The following is a 21,002-nucleotide window of genomic DNA, read 5'->3' on the forward strand; positions in this document are numbered from 1 at the left end:
CTATCTTAACATCTTTATCAATTGAGTATAAGCTACTTCTTTAGCTAAGTCAACATTTACATCTTTATAACATTCTTTATGACTAACAAACTGTGCAAATCCAATTAAAATACATCTTATTGCAGATTTCTTATAATAAGATGAGTATGACTTATTGATGTACCCTTCATTTTCTCCTGCAGTTACAATAGACTCCATTATTTTACCCATGTAGTTAATAAATGAATCAATTAAATTTTCATTGCCTTCTATTAAATCATACATAGAGCTAATATCTTTTGCTGATAATACAGTCTTAAGTGAAGAGTATTTGCTTTCAATATTTTCTTCCGTTATGTCTAATAACTTATAGATTTTATTTTTAAAACTAGAAGTACTTTCAACCTCAGACACAACTCTTGTCATTTCATTGTTTAAATAGTAAAGAAGAGCCAGATATATGGCCTCTTCTTTACTGCTAAAATAGTCATAGATAGTACCCTTACCAATATTTGCTGCTTTGGCTATTTCTGATACTTTTATTTTGTACAGACTTTTACCTTGTTTTAACAATCCGACTAAACCGTTAAATACAGCAATTTCTTTATCCGAGTACTGATTAGATCTCATTTAGCTCCTCCTCTAATTCAGCAACTTTTCTTCTCTTATCCCTTACTAAAATATCATACATACATGGAACTACAAATAGAGTCAAAATTGTTGCGTAACTTAATCCTCCAACCACGACTAGTGCAAGTGGCTGTAAAATTTCTGCTCCCATTCCCACTCCAAACGATAAAGTGATAAGGCCTAAAATGGTAGTAATCGCAGTCATCAATATTGGTCTCATACGTGTTTTACCAGCTAAAACCAAAGCTTCTTTCTTTTCCAAGCCCTTATCTCTTAATTGATTAGTGTAATCAACAAACACAATACCATTATTTACAACCACTCCAGTCAAAATCAATAACCCAAGCATTGCTATCAAACTAATAGGTTTATTTGTAAAGTATAAAGCAAACAATCCTCCTGTGAAAGCTAACGGTACAGTGAACATGACGATAAATGGTAATAAAAGTGATTGAAATTGTGCTACCATAATTAAATATACGAATATTATTGCTAATATCAGCATATTTACAAGGTCTTGCATAGAGCTTGTAATTAACTCTTGTTGTCCAGCAATTTGTACTGCATATCCATCAGGAACATTTATTTGGTCTAATTTTTGCTCGATTTCTCTACTTAAAATCCCAATATTGTAGCCAGTTTTAATATCCCCAGTAACAGATATATATCTCGATTGATTAGATCTATTAATTGAGTTCATACTATCAGACTCGGTTATGGTTGCTATTTCAGTAAGTTTAATCTTATCATCAGAATTTGTTATTTCTAATTCAAGATTTTCTAAATCAGATCTAGTGAAATTTTTACTTGCACTTTCCACTACGATAACCGGATATTCATCTTGAATATTTGAAAGTGTAGTAGCTGCTCGAGGTGTTGATATTATATTAGAAATTTGAGCATATACTTGTGCTACAGTTAAATTGTTTTCCATAGCTAATTCTTTATTTACCGTAATATTTATTTCTTTGTTTTGATCATCTAGTCCATTTGAAACATTAGATATCCCTTCAACAGAATTCATAACTTCCATAACTTCTTCAGATATAGTATTTAAAGTATCTAGTTCAGGACCTTTTACTATAATTTCCATACCTGACCCTGCAATTGCAGAAATATCCATATTTGATTCAGAAACATTCAATTTTACGCCCATATCATTAGCTATTTTTTCTATCTCAGCTTTTATTTCACTATTTTTAACTCCACTTTCCTCATCTAAGAGAACGTATAGTGAAATTTGATTTGTATTTTGTCCAAACCCTTGTATGCCACCTAAAAATGCTCCTACAGTATCTATTCCCTCTAAATTGAGAATTTCAGCTACCACAGAATTACCAAGTTCTTTGACTTCATCTGTATCATATTCACTTGGAGCATCTAAAGTGACAAGCATCTGAGGTGATTCCATTGCAGGAATAAATTCAGTTCCCTTAGAATATGATAAAACACCACTTAAAGCCAACAGCAATGCTACTACAATCAAAACTATAGCTTTTCTTTTTAAAGTCCATCTTAGAATTTTTTCGTAGATATTTATGAATTTATAAAAAAGCTTTGATTCTTTGCTGCTTGACTTAGCTAATATTGTTGATGACATTGTTGGTACCAATGTTAAAGCTACTAACAAACTAGCAAATAACGAAAATGCAATTGTTAAACCCATATCAGTGAATAATTGTCTTGAAATCCCTTGAGTAAATACAATTGGTAAAAACACTACAGCAGTTGTCAAGGTTGATGCAGTTATTGCTCCAGCAATCTCATTAGCCCCAATAACAGAAGCTTTTATAGAAGAATATCCCTCGCCTCTGAGTCTATAAATATTTTCTATAGCAACAATTGAATTGTCAACGAGCATTCCAACACCAAGTGCCAATCCTGCAAGAGAGATAACATTCAAGCTAATATTGCCAAAATACATTAGTGCAATTGCAAACACAATACTAATTGGTATCGCCAACGCAATGATCAAAGTTGGCCTTATATCCCTCAAAAATATAAACAGCACAAATATAGCTAATATACCACCATAAATGATATTATCTAATACTGAATTTATTACAATGTCAATATAAATACCTTGATCTAATAACGGAGTAAAATGAATAGAAGGATCCTTTGCTGAAATTTCTTCCATTTTATCTCTTATGCCTTTAGCAACTTCACTGGTTGAATAATCGCTTTGCTTTTGCATTGTTAGCATAACAGCGTCATTATTATTTACCTTGGTATAATTTTCGTCTAAATTATTTAACATATTTATTTCAGCAACATCACTTAAATATATCTTCCCTATCATGTCATCGCCAGTGTCAAATAACAATAGATTTTTAATTTCTTCAATATCAGAGAGTTTATCCCCAATTTTAACTACATATTCCTGATCCTCGTCGCTAACGTATCCTGCTGGCATTGAGAAATTCTGAGCTGATAGAATTTGGGAAATCATATCCTTAGTAATCACACCGTCTAAAGATGCTTGTTTAAAGGCATCTTCTCGCGCTTTTTCAAATTCTGCATATCCTTCATCTAGTTCTTTTTGAGCATTTAATAAGTTTGTCTTTGCATTGTCAAGTTGCGTAGTTAATGCCAATTTTGCATTATTCAGGTTTGCTTCTTGAGCTATTAGATCCATTTTTTGATTTTGTATCTCTTTACTTTGTTTATCTAATTCGCTAATTTTATCATTTATAGTATCTAAAGAATTTCTTAGCTCAGTTTTTTGAGCTTCTAGTATATCTTTCTGAGCCCTAATAGAATCTAAAGTTTGTCCTGGATACTCTGGACTCGTTCCCCCTCCAGCAATTAACGCAGCTTCAATTATTTTTAATTTATCTAATTGATTATCAATTTCATCAATGCTATTTACAATTACTTTCTTATTAGAATATAGCTCTTGAAGGCCATTGTTAATGGATTCTTCAGCCTTATTGATTTCTGTTTTTGCACTCACAACAGTTTCTAACCCAAGATTGATTTGAGTTAATTGTTGCTCTCTTTCTGTGTCTATTTGAGCTAATCCATTTTCTATTTCTTTCTTTCCATCATTTAAACTACTTTCTGTTTCCGCTAATTTTGCATCTACTTTTTTTAATATCTCGCTATTAAGATTATCAATCTTTGATTGATCAATCATAATTTCAACATTTTCCTCAATCAATCCTTGACCAGTAACAGATGCTACACCAGCAACGCTCTCGAATTGAGGAATAATCTCTTCATTTACAATCTTTGAAATTTCTCTTGTATCCTTACCTTCAATATCTACTGAAGAAACCATAATAGGTAACATATCAGGATTTAATCTCATTACCATAGGGCTTTGTACATAATCATTAAATCCAGCTTTCACCATATCAAGATTACTACTTATTTCTATTATAGCTGAATCCATATTCACAGTAGAATTGAATTCAATTATTACCATTGACTGGTTTTCATTAGATGTTGACTCAACATTTTTTACATCATTAATTGTAGAAACTGCCTGTTCAATTGGTCTAGTCACAGCTACTTCTACTTCCTCAGGACTTGCGCCTGGATACACCGTCATTATTACAACATAAGGCAGTTCTAGATTAGGTAATAAATCTGTCTTTAAGTTCATAAATGAAACGGCCCCTAACACAAGTACGAGTATTACTGCAACAATTACTGTATAAGGCCTTTTTACACTTGATTTTGGTAGCATTTTAGTCCTCCTTTATTTTTTGACTGACTGGTCGGTCATGCTTAATTATAAAATTTAATCTTTTGTTTGTCAACGAAAATAAAAAAATTTATAGAAAGTGGAAATCCACTTTCTATAAACCTAATAATTCATCAATCCTAGCTTTATCGAAACCGACTATGATATTGCCTCCAATGTCGATTACTGGCACTCCTCTTTGCCCAGATTTTTGAACCATTTCAACAGCTTTTTCATAGTCCTTTGTAACATCATACTCAGTAAAATTTATACCTTTTTGTCTTAAGTAATCCTTTACTTTAGTACACCAAGGTCAAGTTGGAGTTGAATAAATTTTAATATCCATGATAATCCCCCCGTTTATCTTTTTATTATTATACCAACATTTTAGCATGTTCAAACATTTCTGATGTAATATAAATTATAAAATCAAAAAATCTTTTTATCAAATTCATCCAAATTATATCTATGAATGAGATCAATAATTTTAAGAGAATATAATGGATCCGTCGCATAACCAGATCTCCTGATTGCCCAAGCTGCTTTATAAGGATCATTCATTACATCTTCAAATGGATTATATCTATCATTATCTAATAAGAACTTTATATGATCATCCCAACTTTGCTGTGGAGAGGTGTATTTTTTAAACTTAGCATCCACTACATATCTTACTCCATTATATACTTCCCAAGTTGTTGAAATTATATAAGGTTCATTATTCTTACTTTTTATTCCAAATAAATTATTAGACTTTTGCCCACTGTATTTATCCGAAGGAACACTTTGTCCCCAACCAGTTTCTAAGATAGATTGTGCTATTTTAAAAGACTGAGAAATTAATTTATTGTTTGAATTTTTTGCTAAATTAGTGACAAAATTGATGTAATTGTTCTTTTCTGTAATGCTATATGGTCCATAAACATTACCAGTGTATACTTTGAAATTAATTTTTTCACTTTCTATTAAATTCCCATTATAGTTTGCAGTAGCATATACATACCAATTTCCAGTTTCATTAGCTAATGGTTTAAATTGACTTTCAAAATTATTTGCAGTTATTATTTTCTTAATATTTTTTTCGCTATTGATGAAAACGAATTTTACATCACTAACTTTTACATTGCTTAAAACATTAATGGACTTGCCATTAGAAAGTACAACTTCATTAGGTCCAATTCCGTTCAAATAAAGACTTGGCTTGCCATCTATGACAACTTTAATAGGCTTAGAATTTATTTGTTTTCCAGAAGTATCTTTTACTCTCACTAATAATTCTTTTTCTCCAGAGTCACTTGGTGAAGGAATGTATTTAAAACTCCCATAAGGAATCGTAGTTAATATTTTTTCTGTATTCGTATTTGGAGCTCTTAAAACATATTGTGTTTCTATACAATCAAAATTTCTTACTGCATTAAGTGTAATTGGTTTATTTACGATAGAATTTTCTTTAACCCCCGTTAAAGACAAAGACTTATCTACACCAATAGAGATATCATAATCTTTGCTTGCCACTATATTTGAATTTAAATCGTAAGCATTTACAGTTATTAAATAATCACCCTTTTCATTATAATTAGGTGCCCAAGTAGTAGTCCCGTATGGATCAAAATTATCTAAAGTTTTAATTTTCCCAGTTGTTATATTAGTAAGAACATATTCTACTTTTAATAATGAAAAATTAGTCTGTGGAGTTAATTTTAATTGATTTCTAAATTCATTATTATTTTCTAACTCCAATATCGATATTTGGGGATTTACATCAATTATTACTTTTTCAGCTGAAGCAGCTAATAACTTGTTATTAGCATCATATGCAGCTAAGACTAGTATTTTTTCTCCATTGTGTTCTGTATATGGAAGAAATTCTATCATATCGTCGATTAATTTTGACTGAAAAGCCACATGTCCTGTATGGTTATTAGGATCAAGAACTAGTAGTCTGATGTAGCTAGTATCATTTTTGATATTTCCCCCTATTTTATAAGTAATATTGGTTCTTCCATTAATTATTTGATTATTTTTAATAGACAATATATCTAAATCATAATACTTATTTCTATTAGAGCTATTTTGCGAATTTATCTCAACGGTCTTTGTGGCTTCATTGTATTTAATGCCTATGTTAAAAGCTTCTCCCATAATTCTAATAGGTACATAAGTAAGATTATTGTGTATTATTGGTTTAGTATCAATTACTTCATAATCCAAATCGTCATATTTTACAATTTGGCTATCTATCACTAAGCCAATTGATCTTTCACCCATCTTTGCAAAAACACGTCTATTTGATTCATCCCACTCAACATCCCCGCCTAAATTTTCTGTGATAAACCTTATTGGGACTAAAGTTCTGTCATCTCTAATGATTGGTTGTGCTAATTGTGTATAATCTTTACCATCGATTAGTATTTTTAATTCAGCTGCTTGGCTTTCATTGCAACCAGTAAATGCTAGTATTAAAAACATTGTAATTATAACTAAATATTTATTATGTTTATTATATTTATTCATCCTTATCCCCTTTGCATAAAAAATTCTTCCCTTGTCATTGAATAACAACAATCGTCATAGATATTCCCGTCATAGTTAACTGTAGCTTTTCTCAAAGTTCCTTCATAAACAAATCCACATTTTAAAATAACATTTTTTGATCTTTCATTAAAAGGGTAGTGGTAAACAGAAAGAATATCGGTAGATAATTCCATAAAAGCATATTCTATAAGAGCCTTTGAAGCTTCAGTAGCGTAACCCTTTCCCCAATAATTTTCGCTTAAGACATACCCTAGCATTTTTGCTTCTTTGTTATCCCTTTTTCTGTCTCTATGTAATCCAATGGAGCCAATGACTTTCTTTTCAGTTTTCAATTCAATTGCCCATACTTCATCACTTAAAATAAAATTTCTTAAAATCAGTAATGATTCTTCTTTTGATTTATGAAAATCCCAACCAGCATTTGGCCCAACATTTGGATTTTTAGCATATTCATAAAAATCGCTTAAATCTGATAATTTAAATCTCCTAAGTATTAATCTATCCGTCTCTATATCTTTCAATTTACCACATCCTTACTATATTGTTTTTATCTCCTAAAATCCTCTTTGATAATATCTATTAAGATATCTACTAAATTTGGGTCAAATTGCGTACCAGAATTTTTACGTATTTCTTCAATTGCTTGTTCAATAGTAAGCTTTTTCTTGTACGGTTTATCTTTAATCATAGAATCAAAAGCATCAATTATAGATGCTATCCTTGAATATAGGGGTATTGATTCACCACTTATCCCCCTTGGATATCCTTTTCCATCCCATCTTTCATGATGGTACAAAATATAATCTGCTATATTGGATAATTCCTTAGATGCCATTGCTATTCTATATCCCATCTCTGGATGTTTTTTAATAATCTCCCACTCATCGTCAGTTAGTTTTTCAGGTTTATTCAATATTTCAGAATCTATGGTTATTTTCCCAACATCATTTACTGAGCAAAGTGTAGTAATCATATCTATTAAGTCTTGTTCCCAACCAAGTTTTATTCCAAGTTTTAAAATTAAGTCATCAAAAAATTCACTTAAATCATATGGTGTCGGCTCTTTATATTCTAATACTTCTCTGATCGCTTCAATATAAGTCTTCTGTAGATTTTTTCTTCGATTTAATTTTTCAGTATACATTAAATCTTCTGCTATTTCTATACTTTCTTCTATACCGGATTCAAACGAATCCATAGTATGCCCACCAATTGACAAACTAATTTTTATAGGGTTTAATTGATTAGAACTATTGAATCCTTCAATATTCTTTTTAATTCTCTCAATTACTTTATTGCATTCTTTTTTGTCAGTGTTTGGAAGAAAAATTATAAATTCATCTCCTCCATATCTTATAATTATATCACTATTTCTAGTAGAATTCTTTAATATTTGAGCAACGTCTTTTATTAACTTATCACCATATACGTGTCCAAACCCGTCATTTACAAATTTAAGTCCATCTATGTCTGCAAAAATAATGGATAATGGTATAAACCTATCTTCATTTATACTTTTTGTTATAATGTCTAGATAGTTTCTATTATAAACATTTGATAATTTATCTATATTTACAAAACTTTCTTCATCTAATTTAGATTTTTCTACTTTTGACAAATCCATTAAAATAGTAACCATGTAATTTATATGATGTTGTTTGTCTACTATTGGAAATCCTATTTCTAATAAATACTTATATTTATTAGAATCATTTAAAATTTGATATTTTATCATATAATGCTCTTCATTTTTAATTGCATTTGCAACTCTAATTTCTCTAAACTCTCTGTTTTCCTTATCTTCCAATTCATCTAAATAATACATTAAATCTATATTCTCATGATTCTTGTTAATTCCAAAAAAACTATTAAAATTTTCTGAAAAATAGAAAGGAATTTTTGTATCTAAGTCTATAATGTAAAATGCAAATGGTAATTCTTTAATTTTCATATCTATGATCTCATTAATAGTATTGATTAAATCATAGATTTCAATAATAATCATATATTTATACGCTTGCAATGGTAATAATTTCATGATGTAAACCATGTTATCCTTTATAATGTAATTTGATTTTAAATTATCACTTATGTAATTATATAAGTCATAAAAATCTATATTGTCCGAATAGTTTAATTCTGAATTACAAGTTTTAAAAAAGACCTTACAGACATCATCAAATCCTATACTTGATTCAATTAAATCAAACCCACATATAGTATCTTTATCTAATAGGGCTTGTATTAATGCGTATTCAAATTTATTATTCTTTGTTCTTTCACCTAATTTATCCATAATTAGGACCCCTTAAAGTTTATTTATTTTATTTTATATACCCAATTTCCATCTTATAAAGAATTTTCATCTAAATTTCACAAATATGTTATGAATTTAAATTGTTTTTGTGTTATACTTACATAGTAATTAATTGATGAGAGGAGAAATATAATGAAATTTAATGCAAAAAAATTAGTTGTTTTGCTACTTCTAATTAGTATAACTAGTATTTTACTTATAGGTTGTAGTAGCTCTAGTTCAGATGAGATAGTGGCTGAGGTAAATGATGTTAAAATTACAAAAGAAGAGTTTTATGACTATTTAGTTAGTCAAAATGGGGATGAGGCATTAAACGCTTTAATACTAGACAAAATAATAGAATTAGAGCTAGAAGAAAACAATATAGAGATTACGCAAGACCAAATAGATGCTGAATATCAAAAAGCTGTTGAATCTTATGGCGATGAAGCTACTATGGAGCAAGCTCTAGCATATTATGGGTATACAAAAGATGAATTTTTAAAAAATATAAAAATGAATCTTAGCATAGAAGCTTTAATTGAACCATCTATAACAATTACAGATGAGGAAATAGAAGCATATTTTGAAGAGAATAAAGATGATTTTAATGAAGCTGAACAAGTTAAAGCCAGTCATATTCTTTTAGATACTGAAGAAGAAGCAAAAGATGTATTGGCGAAAATTCAATCTGGCGATTCTTTTGAGGACCTAGCTAAAGAATATTCAACAGATACAGCAACTGCAACAAATGGTGGAGATTTAGGCTACTTTACAAAAGATGAAATGGTTGAAGAATTTTCTAACGCAGCATTTTCATTAAATAAAGATGAAATTAGTGAACCAATTAAAACCACTTATGGATATCATATTATAAAAGTAACAGATAAAAAAGAAGCTAAGGTAGCAACTTTAGAAGATTCCAAAGAAGAAATAAGAGAAATATTAAAAGATCAAAAAATTCAAGAACAATATCCAACTTGGTATCAAAATGTACAAACAAAATACACGATAAAAAATAACTTAAAAACAAATTAGACTATAAAAAAATCACCCTAATGCATTAGGGTGATTTTTTTTATAGCTTCTTAGAAAATATCGCTAATACTAATATTACTAGTAATCCAAATATCATCAGACTTGTTTGCTCTATTGCTATGATTCCAAAGATTGCTACCAATGCTATCGCAACAGGAACGACATATTTTATAAGAGTATACCAGACATTGAATAGTCCAAATTCTAGTGTGCCTCCGTTTGTTAGTTCATCTTTCATATCCTCTTTCTTCATGAACCAACCAACGAATAAAGCTATCAATAACCCACCAATTGCTAAGAATATTTTATCAGTTATTATATCAAAGAAATCGAAAACTGCTACGCCAAAAAGCTTTAAGCTAGGAAATGCACCTAAAGATAAAGATGATAAAACTGACATAACGGTCATTACTAGACCAGTAACTGCAACAGCATTCTTTCTTTTCATCTTTCTCTCATCAATTAAGTAAGCAACTACTACTTCTAATAATGATATTGATGATGTTAATGCCGCAATCGCTAGTGCGATAAAGAATATTGCAGATATTATAGGCCCTAAAGCCCCCATTCCAGCAAATATCTGAGGAACTACTATAAATACTAGTCCAGGGCCTTGGTTTACTTCTAACCCAAATGCGAAAAGAGCTGGAATTATTGCTATACTTGCCAATATAGCTACTGATGTATCAATAAGAGTTATTATAAGAGCATTCTTTGGCAATGCTTCTTTTTTGCTTATATAGCTACCATATGTTATCATGCAGCCCATGCCTAAACTCAATGAAAAAAATTGTTGACCTAAAGCGGCTAAAAAAGTTTCCCCTGTAACTTTGCTAAAATCAGGTTTAAATAAGAATTTTAATCCTTCAAATGCTCCATCAAGAGTTACACTCCTTATAGCTACAAAAATAAATAGAACTAACAATGTAGGCATCAGGATCTTCCCTGCTTTTTCAATACCACTTGTTACACCTTTTGCTACTATATATATATTAATAGCCATATATAAGAGCATCCATAAAAGTGGTTCATACGAACTTGTAATAAAGCCACCAAAAGCATCAGCAATCAATGCTTGATCAGATAAAAGTCCAGTAAATGATTTAACAATATACGCGACAGACCATCCGCCGACAACTGGATAAAATCCCATTATAAGAAATGCACTCAAAACACCAATAACACCCGCAAAAGTAAATCTCTTGTCTAATTTCTTGTATGCTCCTACAGCTGCCAATTGAGTTCGTCTTCCTATAGCAAATTCTGCAATCATTACGTTTAAACCAATTCCAAGTACAAATAACAAATAAATAAAAATAAATGCGCTACCGCCATTTTCTGCAGCTAAATATGGAAATCTCCAAATATTTCCTAATCCTACGGCTGAACCTGCTGCAGCAAATATAAATCCAATTCTACTACTCCAATTATCTCTTTGTTTACCCTCCATCCTTTTTCCTCCTTAATTATTATTTAGCACTGTTTTGTTTTATAGTATTACATTGCTATGAAAATATATTAATACAATTTTTTGGTTTTGTCTATATATTTTTCTGATTATTTTGAAATGTTTGTTAGTTATTTCACTATGTTTCAATATCTTAACTTAAAGATAAAGAGAAAAAAATAATTTGCTTTATAAAGAAACTAGAGAGCAATTTAGCTCTCTAGTTTCTTATTTTCAAATTGTTTTGTCAATTCAATCTTTACTTTCTCAATCTTTTTTTCTTTTATTTCTTCTATTGTAAAAATAACGTCTTGTTCTGTAATTGATACCTTACTATTGTCCTCAGGAATATATCCTAATTTATATATCAAAAAACCCCCCACAGTGTCATAAAATTCATTTTCTTCATCTATTATCTCTAAATCTAATAAATTATTTAATTCTCTAATTGAAGTAGATCCTCTCACTAAATATGAATTGTTACTCAACTGCAAAATATCTGGCTCATCGTAATCATATTCGTCATCAATGTCTCCTACAATTTCTTCAATCAAATCCTCCATAGTTACAATTCCAGAAAAACCTCCATACTCATCAATAAGTATTGCCATGTGGATTTTCTTTCGTTTCATATCTATAAACAATTCGTCTATAGATTTATTTTCAGGAACGAAATAAGGTTCTCTCAATATATTTAATATATTTACATCATAAAATCCATATTTGTATGCCTCAAGTAAATAATCTTTTAAATACAGAATTCCTATTATATTGTCAATATCTTCTTTATAAACAGGTATTCTTGAATATTTTAAATTCAATAATTCCTCGATGTAATCTTTAATATCTCTATTAATGTCAATCATAAAAACTTCTGTTCTCGGCGTCATTATTTCAGAAGCTTTACTATTATCAAAACTTATGACACTTTTTATCATATCCCGTTCAATCGGGTTTATAACTCCTTGTTCATGGCCAACTTCAATTAATGAACTGATTTCCTCTATTGTGATTTTTTGCTCAATATTTTCTTGGTTAAAACCAATAATTTGAAGTATTTTATTGGTTGAAAAAGATAAAAAATTTACAAATGGTTTCATGATTTTCGAAAAACTTGATATTGGTTTAACAACAAACATTGCAAATTTTTCAGGATTTTTTAGGGCAATTCTCTTTGGTACAAGCTCCCCAAATACTAATGTTATGTACGATAACAATAAAGTGATTACTATGAAAGATAAATCTTGTGCAAATGGTATAGAAAACTCTGCTAGGAAATCTCCCAATACTTTTGAAATGCTAACCGCTGCAGAAGCTGATGAAAAAAATCCAGCAAAAGTTATTCCCACTTGGATCGATGATAGAAATTTCGATGGTTCATTCAAAATATCAAGTATTAATTTTGCTTTATTATCTCCTTCATCAGCTTTTGAAGATAACCTATATCTATCAGCAGAAACTATTGCCATTTCAGAGGCCGCAAAAAAAGCATTTACTAATGTTAAAAATAATATTAATATAAGTCTTCCAACTATATTGGCTTCACTTTCTGACAAATTCAACACTCCTTTAACATATATTCGCTATATATATTCCCATAATTAAAAATTACTAATCAATGGAGTGCTTAATTATATACTCGTAAAATTCTTTTATATTTTTAAATTTTATTTCACATTGAATATTTTCGCCAATTCCAATTGGTGTCAGGCCTGCTTTTATGATGCTCTCAATCCCAGCTTGAGAATCTTCCACTCCAATACTTTTTTCAGGTGGAATATTTAATAGATCGCACGCTTTCAAAAATATATCTGGTGCGGGTTTTGCATTTTTTATAGTACTAGGATCTACGACAGCGTCAAAATATTCTTCTATTTTAAGTGCTTTTAACAAATACTCTGCATTGCGACTTGAAGATGCCAATGCTATCTTTTTATTATGTTTTTTTAAAAAACTAAATAGTTCAATTACGCCATCATTTAAATTTGATCTATCATAATTTGATATTTTATTAAGATATATTTGATTTTTTCTATTTGCTAATTTCTCTTTATAGTCTAAATCAAAGTCATTATTACTTTTATTGTAGCTTAGAACTATATCTAAAGCTTCCATTCGTGGAATTCCTCTTACTTTATCCATAACTTCTAAGGGAATATCAAACCCCATCTCATTAGCCAATTCTTTCCAAGCATAGAAGTGAGCTGTTGAAGTTTCAGTAATTACTCCATCCAAATCAAATATAGCTGCATCAAAATTAATCATTTAAAAATCCTCCGCTAAAGGTATTCGTAATTCTTTATCTTTTACTACTTTATATTCTTTATCATAAACAAGTAAATTCATTTTATCTCCAACAATCAGTCTTATTATAATTTCTTCTTCAACTTTGACATCAAGTACGCAATCTCTAAAATTAATTTTAAAACTATATCCTTCCCACTGCTCAGGCACAGAAGGCCTAATTATAAGCTTATCATTTTGTAACCTTAACCCAGCAAAACCTTGAATAATACTTAATACAGTACCTCCAATATTTGCCAAATGTAATCCATCTTTTGTATTTTGATGAGTGTCATGTAAATCCAAAGAAATAGATTGTATAAAATAATAATAAGCTTTGTCTAAAAATTTATATCTACAAGCCATTATTCCATAAATACAGTATGATAGTGAAGAATCATGGGTCGTTATTTCTTCATAATAGTTGTAACTATTTTCCATCTTTTTTAGATCCGCATACTCTTCAAGCAGAAGATGAGCTAAAACTACATCTGCTTGCTTTAAGATTTGATAACGGTATATAGTTAATGGGTGATAATATAATAGCAATGGTCTTTTATCAAAGTCTAAATTCCACATTGGCTTACTCAAAAATGTAGAATCTTGTGCATAAATGTCTAGATTGCTATCATATAAAAGCAACATATTATCTGAAGCTTTTTTCATAATCTCTATTTCTTCTTCAGATAAATTAATTTTGTCTACTAGAACTCTAAATTTTTCTAAGATGACCTCGTCTTCTATCTTAGAAAAATAATTGTAAAGCTTATAAGCAATCTCTAGATTAAACTTAGCCATCATATTTGTAAAGTAATTATCACTTACTATAGCTGTATATTCATCAGGCCCAGTTACTTCATGAATGTGAAATTCGCCATTGAAGAAATTACCAATTTGAATCCATATTCTAGCTGTTTCAAAAATAACTTCCAAACCTTTTTCAACCATAAACAAAATATCATTAGTATATTGATAATACATATAAAAAGCATATGCAATATCAGCATTTATATGATATTGAGCTGTACTAGCAGGGAAATATCCAGAACATTCTATACCCGAGATAGTTCTCCAAGGGTAAGCAGCTCCTTTAGTATGCCCAAGTTCTAATGATCTTTTTCTCGCACTGTCAAGGATATTATATCTATATTCAAGAAGGCTTTTCGCTCTTTGGGGTTGATTTACAACTAAAACAGGAAATATATATATTTCTGTATCCCAAAAATAATGTCCTTCATAGCCTTCTCCAGATAATCCCTTTGCTGATACATTGGAATACGAATCAATACCTACATTTTGTAATAATTGGTATTGCATAAATCTAATAGATTTTTGATCATTGTCATTACCATAAATTTCAATTCCAGAATTTGTCCAAAAATCATTTAAATAATTTTTCTGTATTTCTAAAAGAGTTTCATAATTTTCGTATGCCAAATGTTCTAATGTTTCGTATGCTGATCTTAATGGCTCAGTATACCTTAAACTATCAGTAAAAACACAAACTTTATCAAGTACAAGATGAAGATTTGATGTTATTTTAGTTTCAATTTTTGTATCTTTAATCGAATTCTCAAGAGTATATTCGTTTTCTGATATAATAATATGTTTAACCAATGTTGCTTGACTTAAATTTGTTCTGCCAGTTTCCATGAGTAGAAAAGTTGTATCTAAGTTTTCCCCTAGATCCTTTACTTTCAATAATTGTTTTTGCTCATTACTTGTTCTAGGATCATTGGGATTTGCATATGTCCTAACATCACCGTCAAGCACGCTTAATAGCTCTATCTCTCCATCATATGTTATCTCGATTCTATAGGATGCAACATTATAATACACAAAGGAAGCTAATCTCCTAAAAGTTAGATATGCTCTTTTATTAGATCTTGTTATGAACTCATATGATCTTACAGTCTCCCCGTTACTATAATCTACATAACGTTTGTAGTTTTCATACTTCGTATTTACCAATTGTGCAGGTTCCCCATCTAAAAAAACCATACAAGTCTGTGTGTCGGCTATCTTAGGCTGTTTATCATACTCTTCAGGGAATCCTACAGCGCTTTCTGCGTGAACCATTTCAACTCTATCGTAAAGGCCATTTATATAGCTTCCTCTGATACTATCACCTGTTGGATACCCTTCTTCAAAAGCTCCCCTTATGCCAACATATCCATTTCCAACCATAAATATACTTTCATTCTTCAGTTGAAATGATGGATCATAGTTATTATCTTCATATTTATACATATGCCATCACCTTCAATATGTCAATGATTTTTCTGTTTCAATATCAAAAAGATGTATCTTTTCTTTATCAAATATAACTTTAACTTCATCATCCATTTTTAAATTTGAAGTGTGTTGAGTCCTTAAAACATATTGTTTCCCATCAATTTTAAAATAGATATTTAAATCGCTACCAAGCAATTCAGTAAATTCTACTACAGTCTTTAGACCATCTTCACCTTCAGAAATAAATACATCCTCAGGGCGTACTCCCACAATAACTTCTGAATTTTCTTTATTTTTATTTTTAACTGCTTGTTTTAATCTTTCAGGCAATTCAAGTTTTAAACCATATACATCTAAAACTTTTCCTTCTACTACCTTTCCATTGAAAAAGTTCATTTGAGGAGCTCCGATAAATCCTGCAACAAATAAATTTGCAGGCGAATTATATATTACCCGCGGATCATCTACTTGCTGTATTTCGCCATTATTCATTACACAAATTCTTGTCCCCATGGTCATTGCTTCAGTTTGATCATGAGTTACATAAATAAATGTTGTTTCCAAATCTTTATGCAACTTAATTAATTCAGTTCTCATTTGAACTCTTAATTTTGCATCTAAGTTTGATAAAGGTTCATCCATTAAAAATACTTGTGGTTTTCTAACGATAGCCCGTCCTAATGCGACCCTTTGTCTTTGTCCGCCTGATAATTGCTTTGGCTTTCTCTTTAAAAGCTCTGTTATTCCAAGAATTTCTGATGCCCAATTTATTCTATCATTTATTTCTTTTTTAGGTGTTTTAGATAGTTTTAACCCAAAAGCCATATTATCGTAAACACTCATGTGAGGATACAGTGCATAATTTTGAAACACCATAGCTATATCTCTGTCTTTTGGAGAAACATCATTAACCATTTTATCACCAATAAATATTTCACCCTCTGTTATTTCTTCAAGTCCTGCAATCATTCTCAAAGTTGTTGTTTTTCCACACCCTGAAGGCCCTACCAATACCATAAACTCTTTGTTTGCAATTTCCAAATTAACATTTTTAACAGCATGGTATCCATTAGGATATTTTTTATTGACATTTATCAATTTTACATTTGCCATATATATCCTCTCCTATAAATCAATTAGAGCAGTCAACGCTCCGTATCTAGTACAAATTTTACCTGCGATGTTATTAGAATAATATGTAATTCTTCTAATCTCATCTTTATCCCCTAACAACATTTTTTTATTTTCAAACTGAGAGATTTTGTACAGAAATGACCCAATATACGCATCTCCAGCTCCAGTAGTATCAATAACATTAACTTTTTCAGCCTCAATATTAATTTTATAATTCTTATTAAAAACAATACTTCCATTTTTCCCAAGCGTTATAGCAAAAGTTGCATCATATTCTTTACTTAAAAAATTAATTGCTTCTGATATTGACTCACTTTGTGTAATAATTAATAACTCTTCTTCATTAAATTTTACTAAATCTGATTTTTCAATAAAAGGTATTGCATATTTTCTAAACTTATCCTTATCTTTACTCCAAAAAAAGCTCCTGTAATTTGGATCAAATGATATAAATCTATTTTCCTTAAAACTTAGTTCTAACAATCTATGATAGCTATTATTTAACTCTCCATCTAAAAAGGCAGTCGCTGAACCAAAATGAACTATATCAAATTTTTTTAATTCACTTATTCCAACTTGGGATAAATTAAGATCTCTGTCTGCCCCTCTGTAAAAAATAAAATCTCTTTCGCCACTATCGTCTATCGTTACAAACGAAATTGTAGTTGGAGTTTCAACCTTTACTAAATATTCAGTAAACACTTTGTTTTTAATCAAAGTTTTTTCAATTTCATCACCAAAAGCATCTTTCCCTACACTCCCGAGGATAAAAGCTATCCCTCCAAGAGCCCCAATAACTTGTGCAACATTTGCTGGAGCTCCTCCAGGGTTTAATATAAATCTTTTTTCTTCTGATGTTTTATCCTCAATAAAATCAATCAACATTTCACCAACACAAAGAATGCTGTCCATAATACACCTACTTTATATTTTTAGTACTTTCTCTAATAACAAGTTTATATTTCATTGATGTCGTGAATTTACTGTCTTCGTCATTTGGAATTGAATTTTTATTTTCAATCATATCTATCATAATTCTTATAGCTAAATCCCCTTGTTCTTCAAATGGTTGTCTTATTGTTGTAAGTGATGGATTGTACATTCTTGCTATGTCAACATCATCAAATCCTACAAAAGAAATATCATCTGGTACATTTATGCCATGTTCTATACAACACTTGATTGCTCCAATTGCAAGTAAGTCAGAAGCACAGAAAATCGCTGTCGGCAAATTCCCTTTTTTTATCAATGCCTCCATTGCAGAATACCCATCATCAAATGTATACCAGCCTTCTTCAACCAACCGTTCAGAATAATACCCATAACAATTTAGCTTATCCCTATAACCCAGAAATCTTTGTTTCCCTGAATGATAATCTGAAAGCGGCCCTCTTATCATTGCAATATTTTTATGCCCTAGGTCTATTAAATACTGAGTAGCATCTTGACTTGCTTTATAATTATCTATTTTTATTGTCGGTATATAAGGCAAAGAACTATCTGAACCTATCATTATGATTGGCTTTTCAAATTCAATCAATGTCTTTTGAAATTCTTCACTCCCGTGATCCGTAACCAATATTAGTCCATCCACACCCTTATCCTTCATGATATTAATATGCTTTATCTTCATGTCAATATCAAAGTCAGTGGCAGTGATTAACAATGAATAATCCTTATTTCTAATATAAGATTCAGCTCCTGCGATTATTTTAGAGAATACTGGGTTTGATAAATCCGGAAGTATAATCCCAATCAGATGTGACTTTTTCATTGACAAACTTCTCGCGACTGAACTTGGCTTAAAATTAGTTTCTTTTATGATTTCTAGTACTTTTTTCCTAGTTTCTTCACTAACTGCATCAGAATCGTTTATGACTCTTGATACAGTTGCTTTTGATACACCTGCCGCCTCAGCGATCTCTCTAATCGTCAGTTTCATCATTTCACTCCTTTATAACTACTTAATAGACCCAGATACCATGCCTTTTATTATGTGTTTTTGCCCAAATAAAAATCCTATTATAATTGGTGCTGCTGCCATTAATGCGGCAGTCATAATTAAGTCCCATTGTTTTACAAATGATCCTGCAAACGCTGATATAGCTAGTGGTATAGTTTGCAGCGGTTGTCCTATGCCTAATATTAAAGAAGGAAGTAGAAAATCGTTCCAAATCCAAATTGCATTTAGTATACAGATAGTAACAAATATAGGTTTTAATATTGGCATTATGATTGAAAAAAATATTCTAGGTTTAGAACAGCCATCTATTAAAGCAGCTTCTTCTAGCTCATAGGGAATTGATTTTATGAAACCATGAAACATAAAAACAGCTAATGGTGCACCGAAACCAATATAAGCAAAAATCATCCCTTGATAAGATCTTAGTAGTTGAATATTTAAATTGTTACCAATAATTCTAAATAGAGATACTAATGGAAACATTACAACTTGAAAAGGTATTACTAAGCCGCTGATAAATATTAAGAATATAAAACTAGATAATTTAGTTTTAGTTCTCACAAGTACCCATGCAGCCATTGCTGAAAATACCGAAATAAACAACAATGACAAGACAGTGATTATTGTTGAAGCATAAACACTCGATGCATAGTTAATGCTAGGGTTTGTCCAAATATTAGCTATGTTATCAATTAATTGACCCCATCTAGCTGGAAGAGCAATAGGATTTGTGATTATTTCCAATGAAGACTTGGCCGAATTAATAATAACTATAAAAAACGGAAATAGTACTATTAAGAATAATACTACAGTTATTAATCCAAGCAATAACTTCGATACTCTTTTCTTTGTAATCATCACATCTCAATCTCCTTCTTTTTATTATTGTATACTTGTGCAATAGAAACAACTGAAAGTATTAAAAAGAAAATTACTGCTCTTGCTTGTCCTTCAGCCATATTATTATATTTAAAAGCTACGTTATATATGTGAACAGCAAGCATTTCTGTTGAATTGACAACTTCTCCTTTAAATATATCCGTTGGTCCTCCATTGGTTAATGCTACAATGATATCGTATTGTTTAAATGAAGTGACAAGAGTTAAAAATGAAGTTATAGTAAATGCCTGAGCAATCATTGGCATGGTTATGCTTTTGAATTTATGCCATGAGTTTGCACCGTCAATCTCACTTGCTTCAAGCAACTCTTGAGGAACATTCAATAAAGCTGCCACATAAATCATCATAATATATCCAGCATATTGCCAAGTATAAGCAGTGATTAACCCAATAAGTGTTAAATCTGGATTCGCTAATATCAACAAATTTTCGATAAAATCAATACCTAGGCTTCCCCCTATTTGTGGTACTACACTCTTAAAAATAAACTGCCATATATACCCAAGTACTAACCCTCCGATTAGATTTGGTATAAAGAATCCTGCTCTAAAAAAATTTCTAAATTTTATCTCGCGTGTAACTAAGAAAGCAAATATTAGTGCTACTAGATTTATAGTTATCACACTTATCAATGTAAATGTAAAAGTTCTAAACAATGAATATTGGAATTTTATATCTGAAAACATAGATCTATAATTTCCAAGTCCTACCCAATTTACTGGGATTCCTGGAACCGCTTGCCAATCAGTCATAGAATAGTAAATTCCCATAAAAAATGGAACTATTACTACTATAATGAAAGAAATCAAAGCAGGTGATAAAAATAACCAAAAAACCAATTTATCTTTAGTTTGTCTTTTCATAAATTCCA

16 protein-coding genes are annotated in these 21,002 nt (G+C 30.3%); 1 reads left to right on the plus strand and 15 read right to left on the minus strand.

What is annotated here, in order from left to right; translation table 11 throughout:
• The 6 genes from E4100_RS04105 to E4100_RS04130 all read right to left on the minus strand — a co-directional run bounded on the left by E4100_RS04105 (position 1) and on the right by E4100_RS04130 (position 9,131).
• Positions 1-609 carry a TetR/AcrR family transcriptional regulator gene (locus E4100_RS04105; protein ID WP_135270773.1) on the minus strand — a complete coding sequence of 203 codons (609 nt, stop codon included), beginning with the start codon at positions 607-609 and terminating at the stop codon, positions 1-3.
• Entirely contained in the window at positions 599-4,303 is a 3,705-nt protein-coding gene (locus E4100_RS04110; RefSeq protein ID WP_135270774.1) for an efflux RND transporter permease subunit, read from the minus strand. The genes E4100_RS04105 and E4100_RS04110 overlap by 11 nt, the downstream gene beginning before the upstream one ends.
• A gap of 112 nt (positions 4,304-4,415) precedes the next feature.
• Complete coding sequence (locus tag E4100_RS09535; protein ID WP_135270775.1) at positions 4,416-4,646, minus strand: glutaredoxin family protein; 231 nt, start codon at positions 4,644-4,646, stop codon at positions 4,416-4,418.
• An 83-nt stretch (positions 4,647-4,729) separates the two neighbouring features.
• Positions 4,730-6,814: a glucosaminidase domain-containing protein gene (locus tag E4100_RS04120; protein ID WP_135270776.1), complete on the minus strand. Its 2,085-nt coding sequence runs from the start codon at positions 6,812-6,814 to the stop codon at positions 4,730-4,732.
• A 2-nt stretch (positions 6,815-6,816) separates the two neighbouring features.
• Positions 6,817-7,356, minus strand: coding sequence for a GNAT family N-acetyltransferase (locus E4100_RS04125; protein WP_135270777.1), 540 nt, complete (start codon positions 7,354-7,356; stop codon positions 6,817-6,819).
• 26 nt (positions 7,357-7,382) lie between these two features.
• Positions 7,383-9,131 carry a bifunctional diguanylate cyclase/phosphohydrolase gene (locus E4100_RS04130; protein ID WP_135270778.1) on the minus strand — a complete coding sequence of 583 codons (1,749 nt, stop codon included), beginning with the start codon at positions 9,129-9,131 and terminating at the stop codon, positions 7,383-7,385.
• Between the two features lie 153 nt (positions 9,132-9,284).
• Here E4100_RS04130 and E4100_RS04135 point away from each other — a divergent pair, with 153 nt between their 5' ends.
• Positions 9,285-10,169 (plus strand): peptidylprolyl isomerase, encoded by an 885-nt coding sequence (locus tag E4100_RS04135; protein WP_135270779.1) that lies wholly within the window; start codon positions 9,285-9,287, stop codon positions 10,167-10,169.
• Positions 10,170-10,209: 40 nt separating this feature from the next.
• Here the strand turns inward: E4100_RS04135 and E4100_RS04140 are convergent, their stop codons facing one another.
• The 9 genes from E4100_RS04140 to E4100_RS04180 form a co-directional block, all read right to left on the minus strand.
• Entirely contained in the window at positions 10,210-11,619 is a 1,410-nt protein-coding gene (locus E4100_RS04140) for a sodium-dependent transporter (protein ID WP_135270780.1), read from the minus strand.
• A gap of 209 nt (positions 11,620-11,828) precedes the next feature.
• A complete protein-coding gene (locus tag E4100_RS04145) occupies positions 11,829-13,172 on the minus strand; it encodes a hemolysin family protein (protein WP_135270781.1) in 1,344 nt (447 codons plus the stop codon).
• Between the two features lie 55 nt (positions 13,173-13,227).
• Positions 13,228-13,881 (minus strand): beta-phosphoglucomutase, encoded by a 654-nt coding sequence (gene pgmB / locus E4100_RS04150; RefSeq protein ID WP_135270782.1) that lies wholly within the window; start codon positions 13,879-13,881, stop codon positions 13,228-13,230.
• Positions 13,882-16,149: a glycoside hydrolase family 65 protein gene (locus E4100_RS04155; protein WP_135270783.1), complete on the minus strand. Its 2,268-nt coding sequence runs from the start codon at positions 16,147-16,149 to the stop codon at positions 13,882-13,884.
• A 12-nt stretch (positions 16,150-16,161) separates the two neighbouring features.
• Positions 16,162-17,247 (minus strand): ABC transporter ATP-binding protein, encoded by a 1,086-nt coding sequence (locus E4100_RS04160; protein WP_135270784.1) that lies wholly within the window; start codon positions 17,245-17,247, stop codon positions 16,162-16,164.
• Positions 17,248-17,259: 12 nt separating this feature from the next.
• Positions 17,260-18,180, minus strand: coding sequence for a carbohydrate kinase family protein (locus tag E4100_RS04165; RefSeq protein WP_135270785.1), 921 nt, complete (start codon positions 18,178-18,180; stop codon positions 17,260-17,262).
• 7 nt (positions 18,181-18,187) lie between these two features.
• Positions 18,188-19,210 (minus strand): LacI family DNA-binding transcriptional regulator, encoded by a 1,023-nt coding sequence (locus E4100_RS04170; RefSeq protein ID WP_167792069.1) that lies wholly within the window; start codon positions 19,208-19,210, stop codon positions 18,188-18,190.
• Between the two features lie 18 nt (positions 19,211-19,228).
• Positions 19,229-20,089, minus strand: a complete 861-nt coding sequence (locus tag E4100_RS04175; RefSeq protein ID WP_135270787.1) for a carbohydrate ABC transporter permease — start codon at positions 20,087-20,089, stop codon at positions 19,229-19,231.
• The gene (locus E4100_RS04180; protein ID WP_135270788.1) at positions 20,089-20,994 is read right to left on the minus strand and encodes a carbohydrate ABC transporter permease; all 906 of its coding nucleotides are present in this window, start codon (positions 20,992-20,994) and stop codon (positions 20,089-20,091) included. Before E4100_RS04180 ends, E4100_RS04175 begins: the two co-directional genes overlap by 1 nt.
• Positions 20,995-21,002: the final 8 nt, after the last annotated feature.

The organism is Soehngenia longivitae (assembly GCF_004684055.1).
GTDB lineage: Bacteria > Bacillota > Clostridia > Tissierellales > Tissierellaceae > Soehngenia > Soehngenia longivitae.

Coding starts and splice junctions, on each gene's coding strand:
- E4100_RS04105 (WP_135270773.1), bottom strand. CDS start 609: ATGAGATCTAATCAGTACTCGGATAAAGAAATTGCTGTATTTAACGGT.
- E4100_RS04110 (WP_135270774.1), bottom strand. CDS start 4,303: ATGCTACCAAAATCAAGTGTAAAAAGGCCTTATACAGTAATTGTTGCA.
- E4100_RS04120 (WP_135270776.1), bottom strand. CDS start 6,814: ATGAATAAATATAATAAACATAATAAATATTTAGTTATAATTACAATG.
- E4100_RS04130 (WP_135270778.1), bottom strand. CDS start 9,131: ATGGATAAATTAGGTGAAAGAACAAAGAATAATAAATTTGAATACGCA.
- E4100_RS04135 (WP_135270779.1), top strand. CDS start 9,285: ATGAAATTTAATGCAAAAAAATTAGTTGTTTTGCTACTTCTAATTAGT.
- E4100_RS04140 (WP_135270780.1), bottom strand. CDS start 11,619: ATGGAGGGTAAACAAAGAGATAATTGGAGTAGTAGAATTGGATTTATA.
- pgmB (WP_135270782.1), bottom strand. CDS start 13,881: ATGATTAATTTTGATGCAGCTATATTTGATTTGGATGGAGTAATTACT.
- E4100_RS04155 (WP_135270783.1), bottom strand. CDS start 16,149: ATGTATAAATATGAAGATAATAACTATGATCCATCATTTCAACTGAAG.
- E4100_RS04160 (WP_135270784.1), bottom strand. CDS start 17,247: ATGGCAAATGTAAAATTGATAAATGTCAATAAAAAATATCCTAATGGA.
- E4100_RS04165 (WP_135270785.1), bottom strand. CDS start 18,180: ATGGACAGCATTCTTTGTGTTGGTGAAATGTTGATTGATTTTATTGAG.
- E4100_RS04170 (WP_167792069.1), bottom strand. CDS start 19,210: ATGAAACTGACGATTAGAGAGATCGCTGAGGCGGCAGGTGTATCAAAA.
- E4100_RS04175 (WP_135270787.1), bottom strand. CDS start 20,089: ATGATTACAAAGAAAAGAGTATCGAAGTTATTGCTTGGATTAATAACT.
- E4100_RS04180 (WP_135270788.1), bottom strand. CDS start 20,994: ATGAAAAGACAAACTAAAGATAAATTGGTTTTTTGGTTATTTTTATCA.